Annotated in this window: 17 protein-coding genes and 1 pseudogene; 7 read left to right on the top strand and 11 right to left on the bottom strand. The window is 70.2% G+C overall.

What is annotated here, in order from left to right; all coding sequences use genetic code 11:
• Nucleotides 1–31 precede the first annotated feature (31 nt).
• Both OG842_RS03350 and OG842_RS03355 read left to right on the top strand, forming a co-directional pair.
• Nucleotides 32–1,585 (top strand): APC family permease, encoded by a 1,554-nt coding sequence (locus tag OG842_RS03350; protein WP_266727281.1) that lies wholly within the window; start codon nt 32–34, stop codon nt 1,583–1,585.
• 160 nt (nt 1,586–1,745) lie between these two features.
• A complete protein-coding gene (locus OG842_RS03355; RefSeq protein ID WP_266727282.1) occupies nt 1,746–3,389 on the top strand; it encodes an amidohydrolase in 1,644 nt (547 codons plus the stop codon).
• 70 nt (nt 3,390–3,459) lie between these two features.
• Here the strand turns inward: OG842_RS03355 and OG842_RS03360 are convergent, their stop codons facing one another.
• A complete protein-coding gene (locus tag OG842_RS03360) occupies nt 3,460–5,082 on the bottom strand; it encodes an amidohydrolase (protein WP_266727284.1) in 1,623 nt (540 codons plus the stop codon).
• 695 nt (nt 5,083–5,777) lie between these two features.
• On the opposite strand from OG842_RS03360, the gene OG842_RS03365 reads away from it, so the two are divergent.
• The 3 genes from OG842_RS03365 to OG842_RS03375 all read left to right on the top strand — a co-directional run bounded on the left by OG842_RS03365 (nt 5,778) and on the right by OG842_RS03375 (nt 7,370).
• Nucleotides 5,778–6,299, top strand: a complete 522-nt coding sequence (locus OG842_RS03365; protein ID WP_323185698.1) for a hypothetical protein — start codon at nt 5,778–5,780, stop codon at nt 6,297–6,299.
• A gap of 40 nt (nt 6,300–6,339) precedes the next feature.
• The gene (locus OG842_RS03370; protein WP_266727286.1) at nt 6,340–6,495 is read left to right on the top strand and encodes a hypothetical protein; all 156 of its coding nucleotides are present in this window, start codon (nt 6,340–6,342) and stop codon (nt 6,493–6,495) included.
• A gap of 104 nt (nt 6,496–6,599) precedes the next feature.
• Entirely contained in the window at nt 6,600–7,370 is a 771-nt protein-coding gene (locus OG842_RS03375; protein WP_266727287.1) for a DUF6193 family natural product biosynthesis protein, read from the top strand.
• A 45-nt stretch (nt 7,371–7,415) separates the two neighbouring features.
• Here OG842_RS03375 and OG842_RS03380 read toward each other — a convergent pair.
• Nucleotides 7,416–7,745 (bottom strand): annotated as a pseudogene (locus OG842_RS03380) (hypothetical protein); the annotation flags it as partial.
• Between OG842_RS03380 and OG842_RS03385 the strand changes: the two are divergent.
• Complete coding sequence (locus OG842_RS03385) at nt 7,695–8,390, top strand: HAD family hydrolase (protein WP_266733413.1); 696 nt, start codon at nt 7,695–7,697, stop codon at nt 8,388–8,390. The pseudogene OG842_RS03380 and the gene OG842_RS03385 overlap by 51 nt on opposite strands.
• Before the next feature lie 417 nt (nt 8,391–8,807).
• Here the strand turns inward: OG842_RS03385 and OG842_RS03390 are convergent, their stop codons facing one another.
• From OG842_RS03390 to OG842_RS03400, 3 genes are read right to left on the bottom strand one after another with little or no spacing between them, the layout of a single operon-like run.
• Entirely contained in the window at nt 8,808–9,581 is a 774-nt protein-coding gene (locus tag OG842_RS03390; RefSeq protein WP_266727288.1) for a hypothetical protein, read from the bottom strand.
• A gap of 38 nt (nt 9,582–9,619) precedes the next feature.
• Nucleotides 9,620–9,988 (bottom strand): hypothetical protein, encoded by a 369-nt coding sequence (locus OG842_RS03395; protein WP_328512079.1) that lies wholly within the window; start codon nt 9,986–9,988, stop codon nt 9,620–9,622.
• Nucleotides 9,940–10,887, bottom strand: coding sequence for a hypothetical protein (locus tag OG842_RS03400; protein ID WP_266727290.1), 948 nt, complete (start codon nt 10,885–10,887; stop codon nt 9,940–9,942). Before OG842_RS03400 ends, OG842_RS03395 begins: the two co-directional genes overlap by 49 nt.
• Nucleotides 10,888–11,674: 787 nt before the next feature.
• Here OG842_RS03400 and OG842_RS03405 point away from each other — a divergent pair.
• Entirely contained in the window at nt 11,675–12,709 is a 1,035-nt protein-coding gene (locus tag OG842_RS03405; protein WP_266727291.1) for a metallophosphoesterase family protein, read from the top strand.
• Between the two features lie 72 nt (nt 12,710–12,781).
• On the opposite strand, the gene OG842_RS03410 is transcribed toward OG842_RS03405, so the two are convergent.
• The 6 genes from OG842_RS03410 to OG842_RS03435 form a co-directional block, all read right to left on the bottom strand.
• Nucleotides 12,782–13,738 carry an ABC transporter substrate-binding protein gene (locus OG842_RS03410; RefSeq protein ID WP_266727292.1) on the bottom strand — a complete coding sequence of 319 codons (957 nt, stop codon included), beginning with the start codon at nt 13,736–13,738 and terminating at the stop codon, nt 12,782–12,784.
• A complete protein-coding gene (locus tag OG842_RS03415) occupies nt 13,731–15,662 on the bottom strand; it encodes an ABC transporter permease subunit (RefSeq protein WP_266727293.1) in 1,932 nt (643 codons plus the stop codon). The genes OG842_RS03410 and OG842_RS03415 overlap by 8 nt, the downstream gene beginning before the upstream one ends.
• A gap of 88 nt (nt 15,663–15,750) precedes the next feature.
• The gene (locus OG842_RS03420; protein ID WP_266727294.1) at nt 15,751–16,800 is read right to left on the bottom strand and encodes a quaternary amine ABC transporter ATP-binding protein; all 1,050 of its coding nucleotides are present in this window, start codon (nt 16,798–16,800) and stop codon (nt 15,751–15,753) included.
• A complete protein-coding gene (locus OG842_RS03425; RefSeq protein WP_266727296.1) occupies nt 16,800–18,323 on the bottom strand; it encodes a GMC family oxidoreductase in 1,524 nt (507 codons plus the stop codon). The genes OG842_RS03420 and OG842_RS03425 overlap by 1 nt, the downstream gene beginning before the upstream one ends.
• A 115-nt stretch (nt 18,324–18,438) precedes the next feature.
• Nucleotides 18,439–19,926: an aldehyde dehydrogenase family protein gene (locus OG842_RS03430; RefSeq protein WP_266727298.1), complete on the bottom strand. Its 1,488-nt coding sequence runs from the start codon at nt 19,924–19,926 to the stop codon at nt 18,439–18,441.
• Between the two features lie 365 nt (nt 19,927–20,291).
• Nucleotides 20,292–20,990, bottom strand: a complete 699-nt coding sequence (locus tag OG842_RS03435) for an SGNH/GDSL hydrolase family protein (protein WP_266727300.1) — start codon at nt 20,988–20,990, stop codon at nt 20,292–20,294.
• Nucleotides 20,991–21,003: the final 13 nt, after the last annotated feature.

A 21,003-nucleotide genomic window follows, 5' to 3' on the forward strand; every position in this document is an offset into this window, starting at 1 on the left:
ACCGCCCCGTTCAGAGGTCAAGGAGAAGCCCATGCCCGGCCACCCGCCCCCTTCCTCCCCGGTCTCCGGCACCACGGCCTTGGGCACCCCGTCGCAAGCCCCCGCCGAGCTGCCCAAGGTTCTCGGAGTGCTGGACGGGGTCGTGCTCTCCCTGTCCAACATCAGCCCGACCTTCAGCATCGGCCTGGGCATCATCGGCGCCTCGGTGGGCGTGGGCATCCCGGCGGCCTTCCTGCTGGGTCTGCTGCCGATCCTGGGTATCGCCCTGGCCTACACCAAGCTGAACCAGCGCGAGGCCAACTGCGGCACGGCGTACGTGTGGGTGGGCAAGGCGGTCGGGCCGATGCCCGGGTACATGATCGGCTGGGTCACCGTCGTCACCCAGGTGCTGTTCCTGTCCTACGCCATCCCGCTGATGGGGCAGTACACACTGCTCGCGGCCGACTCGATGGGACTGCACCGGGTGGCGGGGGTGAGTCTGACCGATGCCCCCGCGTTGGCATCGATAGCGGTCGGCCTGGTCCTCACCGTCGGACTCACCGCGTTGGCGATCCTCGGTGTCGATGTCGCCGCACGCTTCCAACTGGTGCTGATCAGCCTGGAGTTCTTGGTGCTCCTCGCCGTCTGCATGTGGGCCGTCGTCGCCGGTCGCGCGGCCGACTTCGACCTCAGCTGGTTCTCACCGACGGTCTTCTCCTCGCCCTCGGTGATGGCGATGGGCATCCTGCTCGCGGTGTTCATGTACTGGGGCTGGGAGACCGCGTTCTCGGTGACGGAGGAGAACGCCGACGCGCGCACGTCGGCGAGGGCCGGCATGTGGTCGCTCGCGGCGGTGGCGGGGCTGTTCCTGCTCGCGGCCGTGGCCTTCCAGCGCACCCTGACCCCCGAGGAGCTCGTCGCCAACGGGGAGCGCGGCCTGCCCTACATCGGCCAGATGGCGGCCGGGGGCGTCGGCCGGACGGTGACCACCGTCGTCCTGCTGTGCTCCATCATCGCCTGCGTGCAGTCGGTACTGATCGGCTCCGCACGCCAGACACTCGCGATGAGCCGGGACGGGGTGCTCGGTGCAGGCTGGGCCGCGGTGCACACCCGCCGCCGCACGCCGCATCTGTCGACCCTGCGGATCGCCGCGCTGTCGGCGGTGCTGGCCCTGCTGTCGGCCGGTCTGGGCAGCCTGCAGGACATCATCGTCGGATCCGTCACCTCAGTCGGCATCCTGATCTCCCTCTACTACGCCTTCGCCGCCCTGGCCTGCGCGATCACCTTCGCCCCGGACGCCCGGCGGAACCCGCGCATGCTGGTGGTCACGGTGCTGGTGCCGGTCGTGTGCGGGCTCGCGCTGCTCGGGCTCGGTTGCTACATGGTCTACAGCCTGTGGGCGTCCTCCGAGCACTTCGTGTTCGCCGCCGACAACGGACGCTTCCTGACCCTGGTGCCGGTGGTCATCCTCGTCACCGGAGTCCCGGCCGCCCTGTGGGCCAAGTACGGGCGGCGCGCACCGTACTTCCACCGCGACCGGCCGTCCGCACCCCGCCCTTCGAAGACGCCCGTGCCCGCCGAGCGCGACACCGCACCGACCGTGTGACAGGCCGGCCCTGTGACGAGCCGGCCCCACCCCGCCCCACCGCACGGGACGGCCCCGTTCCCGCGCCCCCGGCAGCAGCGCTGCGAAGCCCCGTGCCCGACAGCGTCCAGTGCCCGGCCGCCGCTGCCCGGCATTGAACCAGCACACAAGGAGTACCCCGATGAGCCACGCAGATCTCGTCTTCACCTCAGGCTCCGTGATCACCATGGACCCCGCGCACACCGGCGCCACCGCCCTGGCGGTGACCGGTGAGCGGATCACCGCGGTCGGCGGTGAGGAGGTACGCGAACTGATCGGTCCGGACACCCGGGTCGTCGACCTGGCGGGGCGGGCGTTGCTGCCGGGCTTCCAGGACGCCCACGTCCACGCCGTGTTCGGCGGCCTGGAGCTGGGAACCTGCGACCTGACGGGCACGACGGACCCGGCCGAGTACCGCCGCCGGATCGCGGACTACGCCGCCGCCCACCCCGAACGGCCCTGGATCACCGGCGGCGGCTGGTCGATGGAGAGCTTCCCCGGCGGCCTGCCGACCCGGCAGATGCTCGACGAGATCGTGCCCGACCGGCCCGTACTGCTGGTCAACCGGGACCACCACGGCGCCTGGGCCAACACCCGGGCCCTGGAGCTGGCCGGGGTGACCGCCTCGACCGCCGACCCCGCCGACGGACGCGTCGAACGCGAGGCGGACGGCACACCATCGGGCATGCTGCAGGAAGGCGCCGTCGAACTCGTCGGCCGCGCCGCGCCCCGGCCCACCGTGGAGGACCTGGTCGACGGGCTGCTGCGGGCCCAGCGGCTGCTGCACTCGTACGGCATCACCGCCTGGCAGGACGCCCTGCTCGGCGAGTACGGCGGACACCCCGACGTCTCGGCCGCCTATGTCACGGCGGCCGGACGCGGCCTGCTCACCGCCCGGGTCAACGGCTCCCTGTGGTGGGACCGGGACGCCGGCGCCGAGCAGATCCCCCAACTCGTCGAACGCCGCAGGACCTTGCGCACGGGCCGCTTCCGCGCCGACACCGTCAAGATCATGCAGGACGGTATCGCCGAGAACCACACCGCGGCCATGACCGCCCCGTACAAGGACGCCTGCGGCTGCGCCACCGCCAATTCCGGCCTCAGCTTCGTCGCCCCGGAGGCGCTGCGGGGGTACGTGACCGAGCTCGACGCCCTGGACTTCCAGGTCCACTTCCACGCGCTGGGCGACCGGGCCGTCCGCGAGGCGCTCGACGCGATCGAGGCGGCGCGGAAGGCCAACGGGCCGCGCGGCAACCGCCACCACCTGGCACACCTCCAGGTCGTCCACCCCGACGATGTACCGCGCTTCGCTCGGCTTGAGGCGGTCGCCAACCTCCAGCCGCTGTGGGCGGCGCACGAGCCGCAGCTGGACGAGCTCACCACCCCGTTCCTCGGCGACGAGCTCGCGGCATGGCAGTACCCCTTCGGCGACCTGCACGGCGCCGACGCCCCGCTGGCCGCCGGGAGCGACTGGCCCGTCAGCTCCGCCGATCCCCTGGAGGGCATCCACGTGGCGGTCAACCGGATCGTTCCCGGCGGGGACATGCCACCGTTCCTCCCCCACCAGCGGCTCGACCTGACGACCGCCCTGCGCGCGTACACATCGGGCTCCGCTTACGTCAACCAGCTCGACGACACCGGCGTTCTGCGGGCGGGCCGTCTCGCGGACCTGATCGTGCTCGACCGCGACCCCCACTCCGTGGACCCGGCCGAACTGGCCTCACTGCGTGTCGAGGCCACCTATGTCGGCGGGCAGCAGGTCTTCGGCGCCGCTGCCGAGGAGTGACCGGCAGCGACGGGACAGGCATGAGGGGCGAGGGGCGAGGCTGTCCGAGGCCGCCTCGCCCCTCGCCCCGTCACAGGCCGGCGTCGCGGTGGGTGGTGTGGCCGTCCACCACGGTGAGCAGGACGGGAAGGCCGGCCAGGTCTGTGGCGGGCGTGGCGAGCGGGTTCTCCGAGAACACGGTGAGGTCCGCGCGGTGGCCGATGGCCAGGCGCCCCGACTCGTGTTCCGCGCCCGCCGCGCGTGCCGGGTTGAGGGTCATGCCCTGGAGTGCTTCGAGGGCGGTGAGCGCCTGTCCGGGGTTGTGCGGGGGCTGGGTGAGATCGCGGGTGGGGCGGCGGTGGCGGGCGCCGGCCATGACCGCGAGCGGAGGGTAGGGCGCGATGGGCCAGTCGGAGCCGAGTACGACGGTGGCTCCGGAGTCCCACAGGTCGCGGCAGCGCCAGGCGTGCCCGGCACGCTCCTCGCCGAGCCGCCGGGACCAGTTGTCGGTGTGGTCGGCGCGGGTGAAGTCGCAGCAGTGGGTGGGCTGCATGGACGCGATGACTCCGAGCTCCGCGAACCGGCGCAGGGTGTCGTCGGGGACGGTCTCGATGTGCTCGATCCGGTGCCGTACGCCTCGGTACTCCGCACGCGTCGCCGCCTCCACGGCGTCGAGGACGTGGCGCACGGCGGCGTCGCCGATGGCATGAGTGGCGGTGGGCACTCCGGCCCGGTGGAGTTCGTCGATGATCTTGGTGAAGGACGAGGGGTCGGGCCAGAAGGCGTGCGTGGACTCGCCATGGCAGTCGGGCCGCTCCAGCCAGGCGGTGCCGTTGTCGATCGTGCCGTCCATGAACAGCTTGACGCCCGCCACCTCCCACAGCCGGCCGCCCCTGCCCTGCTGGGCGATGAGGTCGGCCACGGCCTGGCTGTCGGCTCCGGGCTGGAGCCAGGGCGCGACCCTCAGGCGCAGCGGCAGTTCGCCCGCCTCGTCGAGCTCGGCGTACAGCGACAGGCTCTCCCCATTGGCGTCCATGGCGTGCCCGCCGGTGAGCCCGGAGGCGGCCACCTCGCGCAGCGCCGAGGCAAGGCGGGCGCGGCGCTCGGCGGGGGCGATCGGCGGCGCGGCCCGCTCGACCAGTTCGCAGGCGGCGTCCTCCAGCAGCAGACCGGTGGGGCGGCCCGCCTCGTCGCACACGATCTCGGCGTACTGCTCGAACCGGCGGGGCCCGTCGATTCCGGCAAGTTCCAGCGCACGGGGGCTGGCGATCATGGAGTGGGCGTCGAAGAGCAGCAGGACGGCCGGGACTCCGTCCAGAACCGGCCCGATGGCGGCGGATGCGACGGGCCGGTCACCGAAGACGTTCGGGTCCAGGCCCCAGCCGTGCAGCCAGGCTCCGGGCGCCAGCGATCCGGCTTCCCGCGCCAGGGCCTGACGAACCTCGTCGAGTGTGGTGCAGCCGGACAGGTCCAGGCCGTGGGTGAGTTCGGCGCCCATGAGGGGGTGGATGTGTCCGTCGACGAGGCCGGGCGTCACGACGGCGCCCTTGAGATCGATCACCGTGGTCGCCGGTCCGGCGAGGGCGCGGATCCGCCGGTCGTCGTCGAGTGCGGAGATCCGGCCGTCGGAGACGGCCACGGCGGTCTGCGGGAGCAGTTCGCCGGTGACGACGTCGAGGAGGCGGGCGGAAAGCAGTACGAGGCCGGGGTGCACGGGCGGTCTCCTTGGGTGCTGGTCAGTGGGTGGCGAAGAGTGCGACGGTCCGGTGTGCCGGGCGCTTCCAGCAGAGTGCACAGTGCCGGCGGCCGGACCGGGTTCGCGTTCGGCCGTGGCCGCCGCCGGCACCGTACCGGCTCGGTCGCCGGGCGTTGATCCACGGCCGGCCGAGAGCGTCATGCTCGGATCCGGTCGCGAGTGCGAAGGAGTGTGTGAGGTGTTCGACAGCGGCATCCTCCGCCCGGTCGGACGGAATGAGAGTGCCCGGTTCGGCACCGGCGACCCTTCCGAAACACCCCCGCCACCGGTTCGTCCACCACGGGGAAACAGCGGCCGATCGGTCCCTGGCGTACATCGAGGCGCTCGCCCATCCGCCGCAGGGTGTCGCCCCTCAGCCCTTCAGCCAGGGCCTCCGGAGCGGCCGCGCCGGCCATTTCCGCACGTCGATCAGTGAGTGACTGCCGAATTCGTGGCCGGTGAACTCTTGACGCCATGAACCCGATTTTATTGAGTGTCCGACCAATAGACAAATGTGTGGGCACGCCCACTGGGACTACACGCCCGCCGCCCGGTTGCACGGCGGCGCTGCTCGGCGGCTTCGCCCTCATCGCCTCGGGCCCGTTGCCGTTCAACAACGGCGCCGACTTCGCCCGCTATCTGCCGCCCGCGACCTCTCCGGAGGAGGTCGCCGGGTGGACGGCGTTCGGCGGCTTCCCCCCAGCGTCGTCGTCACACTGGGCACGCTGGCCGCCACCGCGATCGACATGACCGACCCGCAGACCGGACTCGAAGGGATCCTGCCCGGCTGGTTCACGCCGTTCTTCCTGCTCGCGCTCATCGTGGGCACGATCGCGATCAACGCCATGACCTCCTACGGCTCGGGACCGGCCCTCCAGTCCGTCGGGGTGAGGATCGGCCGCTCGCTCCGCGTCCTGGTCTACGGACTGCTGGCCGTGGCACTGGCCCTGTACGCCCTGCTCGCGTCCGACTTCCTGGACACGGTCGGCAACTGTCTCCAGCTCACGGTCGTGCTCCCGGCATGGCTATCTACGCCACGGACATCCTCCTGCGCCGCAACCGGTACGACGGCCCCCCGCCCTCACCGACGAGACCCCGGGCGGTACGTACTGGTACACCGCCGGAGTCAACTGGGCCGGCATCACCGCGCTGACCACCTTTATCCGGCCCGGCCGTCGACCGGACGGACGCGATAGGCTCGATCTGTAGGCAGGCGTCCCGACTACGGAGGCTGCCATGAAGGAGAACATCGAGTACCCGACTCCGTCGCAGGCCGAGGGCGAGAGGCTGGACGAGGACAGGGATCCGGCCGAGGAGCGGCACCCCGCCACGATGCGCACCCAGCCGTCCCAGGCGGAGGGTGAGCGCCGCGCGGAGGACGAGGAGACCTGACACAGGCCGCGCGCCGGACCGTGGCCGTCTCCGGGCCGGGGCGCGGAGTGTTCCGCACACCCGGCGGAACACCCTTTCCCACCGCTGCGGCACAATCAACGGCTGTGGTCACACACCCTGATCCAGCCGTTCTGTATCCCGATGTCGCGGCGCGAGGCAGCCTCGGCGCGGCGCTGCAAGCCGTGGCGGAAGAGAGCGGCTTCTCCGTCGTTGCGACGCCCTCGTCCACCGACCCGTTGTCCCATGCCCGCGTCGCGAGCGGGCTGCCGTACCGCAAGGCTCTGGTCGTCAGCGCGTGGGCGGTCGAGCGGCGGTGGTCGATTCGCGGTGAGGAACCGTTCGAGGACAGCCCGCTCGTCCAAGGAGACACCGACGACTTGGCGCAGGTCGCGCGGGCCGTGCAGGGTTGGCAGGACGGGGCGGCATTGAGCGACATCCGGCAGGCCGCGCCGTTCGTGCGTCTGACCGGGCGTTCCGAAGTGCCCGAACCCGATCCCGTGCGCCTCACCGAATCCGAGTGGCAGCGCATGCGCACGGAGGCCGTCGAACGGAACCGGCCCGCGTACCACGCGCTCATCGAGGCGGCTTACGCCGAGCCGGCACTGCGGCGCCTCTACCCGTTCACCAGCCACTGGGCGCTGCGCTTCTCCACCACCACCCGCCCGAGCCTGACCATCATCGGGCCGTGCCTGCTCGCGGGCGATGCCGGCCAGGCCTACACCGTCAGCAAGGGGTTCACGGGCGCGGGCCCGCTGGCCGAGGCCACCACGGCACAGGAGGCCGTGGCAACCGCGGTGCGCCATCTGCCCGCCGACCCCGGCCCTGTCACATACGGAGCGCCCCCGGGCAAGAAACGGAGCGGATCCGCTTCATGAGCTCCGTGGCCGTCGTCCCCGAGGCCGTCGAGGCTTGAAGTGCCGTCATTCAGGGTCTCGGGAGACACCGTCCATAGCCTCCCCGCCCCGAGCCATGGGTCCGAGGCCGCCTTCGAGGACGGTCTGGATGATCTGTGGCCGGTCCCAAAGGGCCAGGAGTTCGTTGGCCAAGCCCACAATGGGCAGGGGGTCCCGGGTGCCGTGCACCGTGATGGCCGCGGCCGACAGGGTGCGCGGGACGGCTCCCGCGTCGAGCAGGACACGACATTCCTCCGGGCCGAGCTCCAGGAACTCCAGTGCGGTGAGGCCGGCGATCCCCAGAGGATCGGCGAGCGTGCCGGGGTAGGCGGCCAGGGTCCGCAGACGGGGCAGGCCGTCCTCTTCGACTTCTCCGGCACTCTGTTCCAGATCGGTACGTATGCAGACCGGATCCGGGCGGCGATGGCTGAACCCGTGGACGATGTGGCGATGGACATCATGCTGAGCGGGCTCGAATCCGGTCTGTCGGACCCCGACGTGATCGAGGCCCAGCGAGGCCGTGACGTGTCCTCAAGGGCACATCGCCATGCCTTCACAGCCTGGTACGCCTCGGTTCCTGAGCTGGCACCGGTCACTGACGTGCTCTATGAGCAACTGCAGGCCCCTGAGCATTGGGGGCCTTACGCGGACACCGAGTCCACACTGGTCCGATTGACTCAGAGCGGCGTGGTTGTGGGGGTGGTTAGCGACGTGGGCCGGGATCTGCGGGCCACCTTCGCCCATCACGGGCTTGACCACTATTTTTCGTCCTGGGTGCACTCCTACGAACACGACACTGAAAAGCCGGACCCGTTGCTGTTTCAGCATGCCTGCCGTGAACTGGGTGTCGCTCCGGAGGAGACGCTGATGGTGGGTGACCATCCCGCGAAGGATGGCGGCGCGGCTGGGGCGGGACTGCGCTCGTATGTGCTGCCGGGTCGAGCCACTCCCGGTTCGCGTCGCGGACTGGATGCAGTGCTCCGTCTGGCCGATCGAGTGTGACCAAGAAGTGGGCCCGTGCGGCCTTGTCCCATCGCGCTTTCTGCGGCATCTCCCGTTCACATCTCGGCGATTTGATCAAGGAGTTGGCAGACCCGTGGCTTGCCCGGTGCGAGTCGGCCCTGCACCAGCGGCGTGGCACCGAGCGGCAGCGGGAGGCTGGCGCCGGACCGAAGTACGACCTCGTCTTCACCGACCGGGTGCTGGTTACCCTGGTGCACCTGCGCACTGGGCTCCCGCACGTCGCGCTGGCTGGTTTTCGCGGCTCGGTCCGCGGTAGCTCTTTACCATCTTCTCGACGCTCTCCCGGTCTTCGCCGGTGATGACCGCATCACCCGTCAGCCTCGGACGGTCCTGTGCGGCATGGCGCGGACCGCGGCAGCCGACACGGCCCGATGTAACCCCGCTCCGTTAAGATCTCTAGTAGGAAATCTCCCTGCGGATGGCCCACGGAACTGATCCTTCAAGGAGCCAGGCCGCCTCTTCCACGACGGCGTGCCCCTCCAGCACCGTCCGGGCGATTTCACGCTTCAAAGACTTCTGCTCGTCGCCATCAACCCGGGGAAAAAGGCTGAGTGCGGCTCCCAGCCGGATCGCGGGAGACGGGTCACTCAATTTCTCATGGACCCATTGATGTACGGCCCGTCCCCTCTCGTCCATCGGCCCGGCGGTGAATCCCAGGTTGGCCAGGGCCTCGATGATGTCTACTTTGAGTCGCTCATCGAGTGAATCATCGAACAGCGACCGCAGAAACCCCATCAGGTCGTTCCGATGTTCCTTCATCTGTGACAGCAGATACACACCTGCGCACCTGTCACGCACATTTTCATTCCGCTCGACCAGCTCGGTGACTGCTGGAAGAAATCTTTCATAAGCGGCAGCTACGCCCGTTTCCCATGCCACCATCTCGTCATATTCCGAGTGGCGTGCCGGGGGCCTGCGCAGCTGCGACCTCTTCCACGACCAGAGTGCCGACGTGTAGATTCGACCCAGATAGAAGAATATTTCCGGCGCGATCAGGGTCGCACGGGACAGCCCCGCCTCGAACAGGACGGGAATGTACTCCACGGATTCACGCTCAAGCGTCATGCGCTGAGGACAGATCACCTCGCATATCGCGAAAAGTGCCCTACGAGCCCGGTCCGCATCGGAACTCGTCAGCGCTTGCGCTTCCCTGAACAGATCGGTGCTCACATACGCCCCATCTGCACCTCGGCAAGCCATCACGAGAACTACGAATTCGTGACGATGACATCGAGGTGATTCAGTACGGGCCCGCAGCGCGGGCACGGCGGGTATGGGTCTCCGACTTTGTGCACACCTTTCAATTCATTCGCATGGACCGCTTCGATGCCCGCGCCCTTGACCGGGGATTCGTTTATCCCTTCCTTGTATTCGACCGAGTAGGCCTGATCCAGACAGTCGATCTCGGCACAGCCGAATTTGTGCGCGAGATTTAGTTGATCCAGCTTGTTCACGAGGTTCCGGTCGATCTCCGACTTGCTCCGGTCCCTGCTCACCCCCTTGTACGGCTCCACTCCCGAGCGCGTGGTCAGAATGGCGACACACTCCGCAGGCTTGTGCCTCTTGGCCAGCTCCATGAGCCCCGGTGAACTCGCACGTTCCCCGGCCGGGGGTCTGACGGGGACGTACTCCTCGCGCTTGAGATCCGTCTCGTTGAACAGCGCCCCGTACACCTCGACGAGACCGGAGGCCTCCTCTCCTTTCCCGCGGCAGCACGGGTCGCGGTCAGGGCGGTCATGGACTGGGCGCCGGAGGTGGCTGCTGCCGTCCTCGCTCCCGCGAACTGCTGGTCCTCGGCCGCCCGGCCTTTGGCGGGGGCCTTCGCGGAGTCCGTCTCGGCGGTCTTCTTCGCGGAAAGCGCCTCGTCGAACTCCGGTTCATTGCCCTTGGCGAGCTGTTCCTCGCTGATCTCGGCGTCCGCCATGGTCTGGTCGTTGGCGGCCGGGCCCTGCGAGAAGTCGGTCACCGCCACCGGCTGCTTCGCCGGAACGGCGTCCGCCGCACACGGAGCACCCGGGTTGGCAGGGGGCTGGTCCGGAGTGAGAGGGGTGACCTCTTTGTCCTTCGCGACCGAAGTGTCGGGCGGGGCCTTTGTCGCGGTGTCGATGTCCTTGGCCGAGGACTCCTTCCCGTCCTTGACCTTCCCGTCGACCTCGCCCTTGATCTCGTCGGCCTTGCCGGACTTGGAGAACTTGTCCGCCTGGTCGAGGTTCTTCGGCGCCTGCGCGTCGATCGCCTTGTTCACCGCGTCGACGAACGCCTTCTTGTCGAACTCCCCGGGCTTGGCGGCGTTCATCTTCTCCGCGTTCGCCGCCTTGCCCTGCGCCTCCTTGTCGTCCGGCGGCGCCACGGCGGCGTCCTGCGACGCCCTCGACTCCGCTGCCGCGGGCGGGTGAACGACGATCCGGTTCTTCTTCGTCGCCACATCCGCCTTCACGGCCCGGAAACCCGGAGCCTGGGCAGGAGGCGGCTTCACCGGGGCCGTGTAGCGCTGGGCGACCAGACGGGAGACGGCCGCGTTTCCCGCCGTCCGCTGCAGGCACTGGAGAGCGGCGGTCCGCAGAAGACGGGGCCGGACGGGCAGCAGGGACCGGCGCGGGGGAATGCGCGGCAGCCTGAGCCGACCTGTCGCAGGAACGGGATATGTCCGTGCGCGCCGGAGCGGCGGCACCTTCGGGAACGGCCTTCATCAGCCCTCCCCGTCACCGGTCCGGTACGCATGCCCGTCGGCGTGCCGGTCCGTGCCGCCGGGCTGTTCGTTCCAGAGTGCCGGTCCTGACGGATCGCACGGAGCGTGCGTAGGCGGAGCCCGGGGCAGCGAAGAACGGAAACACGGCCGGGGACGCGTTGCCCCTTCGGGCGACCACGAGTGCGCGAACGGGCGTTGGGTACCGAAACGGGTGGTGCATCCGGCCGGATCCGGACGCAGGGGGAACTCCCGGAGCTCTTCCGCTTCGTCGGGTAGTCGTTGGAGCACCTGCGCCCGTGGATGCCCTGGGTGGCTGAGCACAGCCCTGACAGGGCCACCCGATTCGCTGCCGACCACGCGGAACGCTCGGCGCGCGGGGAGGAGTTCACCCATGCGATCGTGCCGACCTCTTCCGGCCTCTTCCGGCCTCTTCCGGCCTCTTCCGGCCTCGGCCAAATCGGCCAGACCGAACAGTTCAGGCCACAGTCATCCGTGATACCCCGTCGGGCCATCCCGGGCAGCGACACTCCCTCTGTCCCATCCGCACGGGGGCGTACAGACGAAGGAAGTTCCAATGGATCGCAGATCGTTCATGGCCACCACAGGCACCGCGTCCCTGGTGGGCGGTGCCCTTGCCGCCGGGGCCGGACTCGCGGCACCGGCGGCCGAGGCCGCTCCGTACCGGCCAGGCAAGGGCCGGACGGTCCGGTTCAACATCATCAGTGACATCCAGGGCGACCTGACGGACTTCGGCAAGGCCCTCGATGATCTGCACCGCGTCAACCCCGACAGTGCGGGCCTCGGCATAGCCGGCGACATCACCCCGCGCGGCTACGACTTCGAGTACGCGGCGGTCCGCCAGACCCTTGAGCGGCACCCGCATCCCAAGAACGTCGCCTGGGCCATCGGCAACCACGAGTTCTACGTGCCGAAGTACAGCGACCCCAACACCCTGGCACAGGCGACCTGGCCCAACGGCACGACGGAGGACTCCCTCTTCCGCAGCTTCTACAACTTCGCCGGCCGCAACAAGGTCTACTCCGAGACGTCGTTCGGTGGCGTGCCCGTGCTCAGTCTCGGGACCGAGCGCTACTCGCACTACCACGACGCGAAGCTGTGGGACGAGGTGTGGATCAGCGACGAGCAGTTCGCCTGGCTGGAGGACCGTCTCGCGTACTGGGCCCGCCGCCGCAGGCCCGTCATGGTGCTGACCCACCACCCGCTGCCCAACACCGTGTCGGGCACCCACAACAAGCTCTACCTCAACGACTACCTCCAGCCCGACCGGCTCCTGTCGATCCTCGGCCGGCACAAGGACGTGTTCCTATTCTCCGGGCACACCCACTGGGACCTCAACCTGTCCGACTGGGTGGTGCGCCGGGTCGTCCCCGGAACCGGCAACCTCGAAGGCTTCACCGTCGTCAACACCGCAGCCGTCCAGGTGGGCTGGATGGACGACGGCAAGGGCGGCGAGGTCTCCCTCGGCGATGCCTTCAACCAGGGGCTCCAGGTCGAGGTCGGTCCCCACTCCGTCGTCATCAAGGCCCGTGACTTCACCACGGGTACCTGGCTCAAGCAGCTGACGGTCCCGCTGCACACCAGCGCCTGACCCGCCACCGCACACATGTCCTGCCTGCCGTGCCGAAGTCCGGCACGGCACGGCACGGCATACCGTCGCGGTTCACTTCGGCAGCCACGCCCGCCAGGTGGACTCGTTCTTCTTCACCCAGCGCTCCGCGGCCTGTTCGGGCGCGAGCTTCTGGTCCGCGATCATCAGCGCCACCTCGTTCTGGGCCCGGGTGGTCCAGCGGAAGTTCTTCAGGAACTCGGCGGCCCGGCCGCCCGCGTCGGCGAACCGGGCATTGAGGAACTTCCGCAGCGGGGTGTGCGGATACGCGCACGCCACCTTCTCCGGTTCGGCGTCGCAGCCCTCCTCGTACGCGGGCAGCTTCACCTCCGTCATGGGAACCTGCTCGAACAGCCACTGCGGCTTGTACCAGTAGGTCAGGAAGGGCTTCTTCTTCTTGGCGAACTGCTTGATCTGGGTGATCTGCGCCGCCTCGGAGCCGGAGAAGACCACCTGGTAGTCCAGGTCCAGGTTCTTCACCAGCGCCCTGTCATTGGTGACGTACGACGGCGAGCCGTCCAGGAGCTGGCCCTTTCCGCCGCTCTCCGCCGTGCGGAGCCGGTCGGCGTACTTGTTCAGGTTCTTCCAGTCCGTCACGTCGGGGTTCGTGTCGGCGAAGTACTTCGGCACGAACCAGCCGATGTGGCCGGTCACGCCGAGTTCCCCGCCCGGTGCGATGGTCTTCTTGTCCGCGACGTACCGCTGCTCCTGCTCCGGGTGGCCCCAGTCCTCCAGGATCGCGTCGACGCGGCCCTGGCTGAGCGCGTCCCAGGCGGGTACCTCGTCGATCTGGACGGTGTCGACCCGGTACCCCAGCTCGTGTTCGAGCAGGTACCGGGCGACGGCGGCGTTGGCCTGCGCGCCCACCCACGACTGGACGGACAGTGTCACGGTCTTCGCGCCGTGGGCGTCGGCGTACGGGGACGCCTGCTTGGTCATGTCCGCCGCCCCGCAGCCCGTGAGGGTCAGCAGGCCGAACGCCGCGGCGGCGGCGATGGTACGGCTACGCATTCCGGGTCTCCTTTCCGGCAGGCTGGGTGACCCGGTCCAGCATCAGTCCGAGGCACACGATGGCCACGCCGGCTACCAGCCCGGTCGCCAGGTCGCCCTGGGCCAGCCCGAACACCACGAGGTAGCCGAGCGCTCCCCCGCCGACCATGCCGCCGATGATGACGACGGCGAGGACGAGGACCACTCCCTGATTGACGGCAAGCAGCAAAGCGGGCCGGGCAAGCGGTAGTTGGACCTGGCGCAGCTGCTGCCAGCCGGTCGCCCCGAGCGAGCGGGACGACTCCAGCACGACCGGGTCCACGGCCCGCATGCCCTGGGTGGTGATGCGGACGACGGCGGGCAGCGCGTACACCACTGCGGCGGCGGCGGCAGGTGCCCGGCCGACGCCGAACAGCGCGACCACCGGGATCAGGTACACGAACTGCGGCATCGTCTGGAAGACGTCGAGCACCGGCCGCAGCAGACGTTCCAGGCGTGGGCCGCGCGCCGCGGCGACGCCGATGGCCACACCGGCGAGGAGCGTGACGGCGACCGCGGCCAGCACCTGCGAGAGGGTGTCCAGCGCCGGTTCCCATGCCCCGAGCACCCCGATCACGGCCATGGCGAGCACGGCGGTCAGCGCGGTGCGCCAGGTGCCGACGAGCTGGGCGAGTACTGCCACCAGCAGCAGTACGGTCCACCAGGGCAGCCACTGCAGGCCGTCGCGGACCGGGTCGAGGACCCAGCCGGTGAAGCGGGCGGCCCAGTCGGCGGTGCCGCCGACGACGGGCACCCCGGAGTACAGGTGCGCGGTCATCCAGTCGACGGCGCGGTTGACGGACGCTGCGATGTCCACGGTCCAGGCGTCGGGCCACAACAGCCGCCCGGTGTGGCGGCCGACGAGTGCGAAGGCCGTCGCCACGGCCGCGGCGACGGCCCAGCCGAGAGCCGTCCCCCGGGAGGGTGCGGCGCCGATCCGCTCCCCCGCCGCGGCGGTGACACGGTCGAGGACGACGGCGAGGAGCACGACCGGCACCCCGGCGGCGAGCGCGGCGCCGACATCGACGGAGGCCAGGGCCTGGTACACGCGGTCACCGAGGCCGCCCGCGCCGATCACGGAGGCGATCACGGCCATCGAGAGCGCCATCATGATCGACTGGTTGACGCCGAGCAGCAGTTCCTTGCGGGCCAGCGGGAGCCGGGCGGTCAGCAGCCGCTGACGGCCGGTCGCGCCGAGCGAGGCCGCGGCCTCCATGACCCCTGCATCCGCGCCGCGCAGCCCGAGCGCGGTAAGCCGGGCCATGGGCGGTGCCGCGTAGACGACGGTGGCAAGGACGGCCGCCGGGACGCCGATGCCGAAGACCAGTACGACCGGGAGCAGATACGCGAACGCGGGCAGCACCTGCATGGTGTCGAGCACCGGGCGCAGCGCTCGGTGCAAGCGGTCGGACAGTCCGGCGGCTAGCCCGAGCGCCGCGCCGAGCAGCACGGACGCGGTGACGGCGACGGTCATCAGTGCGAGGGTCTGCATGGTGGGGACCCACATGCCGAGCAGCCCGCACACGGCGAACGCGGCGACGGCGGTGAGCGCCGGGCGGATGCCCGCGAGGCGCCAGGCGACGAGGCCGGCGGCGGCCGTGACCCCGGCCCAGCCGGCGGCGAGGAGCACGAGGTAGACGGCGCGTACGGACAGGACGACGGCGTTGCTGATGTGGCCGAAGAAGTACAGGAAGAGCGGGTGGCTGTCCCGGTTGTCGATGATCCAGTCGCTGGCGTCGCCGAGCGGTCCGGACAGGTCGACGGCGAGGCGCGCGGGCCAGGTGCCGCCGCCCAGGAACAGGATGCCGAGCAGGAGCGCGACGAGTGCGGCCCCCGCCACGAGTGCGGTGCGGTACCGGGCGAGGGTGTCGCTCAGTGGCACGCGCGCGACGGCGGTGGTGCTCATCGTGGCAGCCTTCCCGTCGCGGCCGAGGCACGGGCGGGCGTGGGTGCGGCGCCGGGGCCCGGCGGGCCCCAGGTGGTGTGCGCGGGCATCAGGCCGCCTCCTTCTGCGGGGCGAGCCCCGCCACCACACCGAGCAGGTCCGCGTGGCCGACCACGCCCACGCAGCGGCCGTCCTCGACGACCCGGGCCGTCCCGCCGCTGCGGACCACGGCCTCGATGGCTTCGTGGACCGTGGCGCCGGGGGCCAGCGCCGGGCCGCTGTCCGCCTCGGCGGCCTCGGCCGGCCGCATCGCCGTGCGCACGGTCATGACGTGTTCGCGCGGCACGTCGCGGACGAAGTCGCGGACGTAGTCGTCCGCGGGGGCGCCCACGATCTCCTCGGGCGTGCCGAGCTGCACGATCCGGCCGTCCCGCATCAGCGCGATCCGGTCGCCGAGTTTCAGCGCCTCGCCGAGGTCGTGCGTGATGAAGACCATCGTGCGGCCCTCCTCGCCGTGCAGCCGTACGACCTCCTCCTGCATGTCGCGCCTGATCAGTGGGTCGAGCGCGCTGAACGGCTCGTCGAACAGCAGGACTTCGGGGTCGACTGCCAGTGCGCGGGCCAGTCCCACCCGCTGCTGCTGGCCGCCGGACAGCTGGCCGGGGCGGCGGCCCTCCAGGCCTTCGAGGCCGACCTTGGTGACGAACTCGGCCGCCCGATCCCGCCGTTCGGCGCGCGGGACGCCCTGGATCTCAAGACCGTACGCGACGTTGTCGATCACCGACCGGTGCGGCAGCAGCCCGAAGTGCTGGAAGACCATGGCGGCGCGGTGGCGGCGCAGTTCGCGCAGCCGGGACGCGTCCATCGACAGCACGTCCTCGCCGTCGATGGCGATCGAGCCGGAGGTGGGCTCGATCAGCCTGGTCAGGCAGCGTACGAGCGTCGACTTGCCGGAGCCCGACAACCCCATGACGACGAAGACCTCGCCCTTGCGGACGTCGAAGGACACATCGCGCACGGCGGCGGTGCAGCCGGTGTGTTCACGCAGCTCGGCGGGGGCGAGAGCGGCGAGATCCGGATCCTTCGGCACCCGCTCGGCCTTCGGGCCGAAGACCTTCCACAACTCGCGCACGGAGAAGACAGGCGGTTCGGCGGTCATCAGGCATTGCCTTCCAGGAGGTCCGCGCATTTCTCCCCGATCATCAGCACGCCGATCATCGGGTTGACGGTCGTCATCGTCGGGAAGACGGACGCGTCGGCGATCCGGATGCCCTCCAGGCCACGAATCCTCAGATCGGGTGACACCACGGCGAGTTCGTCGTCCGGGGAGCCCATGCGGCAGGTCCCCGCCGGGTGGTAGACGGTGTGTGCGACCTTGCGCGCGTACTCGCCGAGCTCCTCGTCGGAGGTGACCCCGGGCCCCGGGCAGACCTCGCGCTTCAGCCAGCCGGCGAGCGGCTCCTGCTCCGCGATGCGGCGTGCGATGCGAATGCCGTCGACGAGGGTGCGGCCGTCGTAGTCGTCCTCGTCGGTGAAGTACCGGAAGTCGAGGGCGGGTTTGGCCTCGGGGTCGGCGCTGGTCAGGTAGAGGCGGCCGCGGCTGCGGGGCTTGGGGATGTTGGGGGTCATCGACACACCGTGCGGGGGCCGCTCGTACCCCAGGCGCTCGGGGTTGTCGGTGAACGGGATCTGGTAGAAGTGGAACATCAGGTCCGGCCCGTCGGCGTCCGGGTCCCTGCGTACGAACAGGCCCGCGTCGCTGTCCATCGCGGAGTTCTCCGGGATCGGCCCGTCGGTCTCCCAGACGATGACGGATTCGGGGTGGTCGAGGAGGTTCTCGCCGACGCCCGGCAGGTCGTGCACGACGGGGATGCCGAGCTTCTCCAGGTCGGCGCGGGGCCCGATGCCCGAATGCAGCAGCAGCCGGGGGGTGTCCACGGCGCCCGCGCAGACGAGTACCTCGCGCCGGGCCCGTACGACGTGCTCCTCGCCCTCCTTGGTGCGCACCCGCACACCGGTGGCCCGGCTGCCTTCGAGGTCCAGTCCGAACGCCCAGGTCTCCAGGGCGATATGGAGGTTGGGCCGGTCCAGGAACGGGTGCAGATACGCCACGGAGGCGGAGGAGCGCTTGTTGTTCTCCGGGTGGTAAGCGAGATCGAAGAAGCCGACACCCTCGTGGAACGGCTGCTTGTTGAAGCCTTCGACGCGCGGCACGTCGAGTGCGGTCCGCGCGGCCTCGACGAAGTCCCGGGCGATGGCGTTGCGGTCGGCCTCGTCCACCGGGACGATGTTGTTGCGCAACCGGGCGAAGTACGGATCCATCGACGCCGCGTCCCAGCCCTCGGCGCCCGCGTCGGCCCACTCGTCCCAGTCGGACGGCAGGGGCTTGAAGGCGATGAGGGTGTTGTGGGACGAGCAGCCGCCGAGGACGCGGGCCCGGCTGTGCCGTATGTGGGAGTTGCCGCGGGGCTGTTCGGTCGTCGGGTAGTCGTAGTCCAGTTCACCGCCGAGGAGGCCCATCCAGCGGCGCAGGGTGAGGACGTCGTCCCGTCCGACGTCGCTGGGGCCGCCCTCGATGACGGCGACAGTGGTGTCGGGGTTCTCGGTGAGCCGGGAGGCGATCACCGATCCGGCGGTGCCGCCGCCGATGACGACATAGTCGTAGACGTGGTTGTCGGTCATGTGCTGCTTCCCTCTGCTCCGTTGTGTGCGTTGCGTCGGTTGCGTGCGGGTGCGGGCGCGCCCACCGCCCTGCTCCATGCGTCAGGTGTGGCGGGCGCGTCGCGTCGCGCGTGCTTCAGCCCGCGAACCAGCGCACGGGGCGCGGGGCGAGGTTCTGGTAGATGTGCTTGGCCTCGCGGTACTCGGCGAGCCCGGTCGGGCCCAGCTCGCGGCCGATGCCGGACTTCCCGAAGCCACCCCATTCGGCCTGCGGGAGGTAGGGGTGGAAGTCGTTGATCCAGACGGTGCCGTGGCGCAGCCGCCCGGCAACGCGCCGGGCGCGGCCCGCGTCGGCGGTCCACACGGCGCCGGCGAGCCCGTACTCGGTGTCGTTGGCGAGAGCGACGGCCTCCTCCTCCGTGCGGAAGGTCTCGACGGTCAGGACGGGGCCGAAGACCTCCTCACGGACGACGCGCATCCGGCGGTCGCACCGGTCGAGGACGGTGGGGCGGTAGAAGTAGCCGGGGCCGTCGGGCCGTTCGCCGCCGGCCCGGAGCACGGCGCCCTCCCCGATGGCGGACGCGACGAAGTCCTCGGTCCTCGCGAGCTGCCGCGCGGAGACGAGCGGCCCGCATTCGACGCCGGGGTCGGTGCCCCGGCCGAGGCGGATCCGCTCGGCGCGGCGGGCGAGTTCGGTGACGAACCGGTCGCGCAGCGGCTCCTCGACGATGAGGCGCGATCCGGCGGAGCAGACCTGACCGCTGTGGATGAAGGCGGCGTTGAGCGCCTGGTCGACGGCGGTGTCGAAGCCCTCGTCGGTGGCGCAGGCGTCGGCGAAGACGACGTTGGGGTTCTTGCCGCCGAGTTCGAGTGCGACCTTCTTGACGGTGTCGGCGGCGGCCCGCGCCACCTTCGTACCGCTGGCCAGGCCGCCGGTGAACGAGACGAGGTCGACGTCCGGGTGCTCGGCGAGGCGGGCGCCGACGGTGGCCCCGGCGCCGGTGACGATGTTGGCGACGCCCTGCGGCAGCCCGGCCTCCGCCAGGAGCCCGATCAGTGCGACGGTGGTGAGCGGGGTGATCTCGCTGGGCTTGATCACGAAGGTGTTGCCGGCCGCGAGGGCCGGGGCGATCTTCCAACTCGCCTGTAGCAGTGGGTAGTTCCAGGGGGTGATCAATGCGCACACGCCGACGGGTTCGTGGACGACGACGCTGTGGACCTCGTCGTTCCCGGCGTCGACGACTCGTCCGCCGCTCTCGTCCATGACGAGGTCGGCGAAGTAGCGGAAGGCGTCTCGCACGCAGTCGACATCGACGCGCCCCTCTTCGAGGGTCTTTCCGGCGTCCTGGCTCTCCAGGGCGCCGATCTTCTCCCGGTCCCGTTCCAGCAGGTCCGCGACGCGTCGCAGCAGGCCGGCCCGTTCGGTCACGGGAGTACGCGGCCAGGAGCCGTCGTCGAAGGCGGCACGCGCGGCGGCGACGGCGGCATCGGTGTCGGCGACGTCGCCCTCCGACACGACGGCGAAGACGCTCGCGTCGACGGGGTCGACGATGTCGCGCGTGGCGCCGGAGACGGCCGAACGCCATTGTCCGCCCACATGGATGGTCTGTTGTGCTGCCGACACGTCGTATTTGGCCCTTCGGTTCCGGATTGCCTGGTGCGCCGGTCACACCCCGGCGATCTGGCCGCATGCCCCGGGTCCGGAGAACCATGCCCCTGGCTGCACGGAAAGTGACCCGCCTCACGCGCCGATGCGGGCAAGTCGTGTCGTACAGCCGGGAATGCGCGGCATGCTCCCGGCCGGGCACGACGGAAGGGGCCTGCTGCGACTCGGCGAACCGGCCCTCCGCCCGGCCCGCGCCCCGCGCTTCAGCGTTCGGTGCAGGTAGACGGACGCGCGGAGTCCATGGATGTGCAAATGGGCCTCCCCCCGCTCCGCGAACTCCGCGAGCAGGGAGAGGCCCAGGGGGTGCCGCTCCGCCGACGGCTCTACCGTCGCGGGTCCGAAACAGCGGCGGTGGAGTCGACCGCGGCGAGCCAGGCATCGGCGATGATCCGGTGGCCGACAGGGCTCGGATGGACGCCGTCCCGGGCCAGCTCCGCGGCCTGGTGCTGCTCGGCGGCGCGGCGGAGCGCGAGGTCCGCGCGGACGAGTTGGGCGCCGTTGGCCGTCGCGGCACGCAGGACGGCTTCGGTACGGGGCGTGAGGTCCTCGAACCAGTCCTCCTGTTCCGCGGTGACCGGCAGCAAGAACGGGGTGATGACGACCAGCCGGGCGGACAGCTTCCGCGCGGTGTCCGCGAGGAGGCGGTCGAGGCAGGCCTCGAACTCGTCGACCGGGCTCATGATTCCGCAGTCGTAACGCCGCCAGGTGTCGTTGATGCCGATCTTCACGGTGACCACGGTGGGCCGGAGATCGATGACGTCGGTGGTCCAGCGGGCTTCGAGGTCGTACACGCGATTGCCGTTGAGGCCCTTGTTGATGACGGCGGGCCCGGGTCCGCCGCTCGCCCGGTCATGCAGGGTCCGGGCGATCTCGTGGACGTATCCGCTGCCGAGCGATGCGGAGTCCGCTCGGTCGCGGCCCGCGTCGGTGATGGAGTCACCGATGAACAGGAGTGTGTCCGTCTCCTTGATGTGCATCTCCACGTTGTGCTTGTCCTTGATGTGCTCGTCCTCGATGTGCATGGTGCCGTCCTGA

The organism is Streptomyces sp. NBC_00376 (genome assembly GCF_036077095.1).
Classification (GTDB): domain Bacteria; phylum Actinomycetota; class Actinomycetes; order Streptomycetales; family Streptomycetaceae; genus Streptomyces.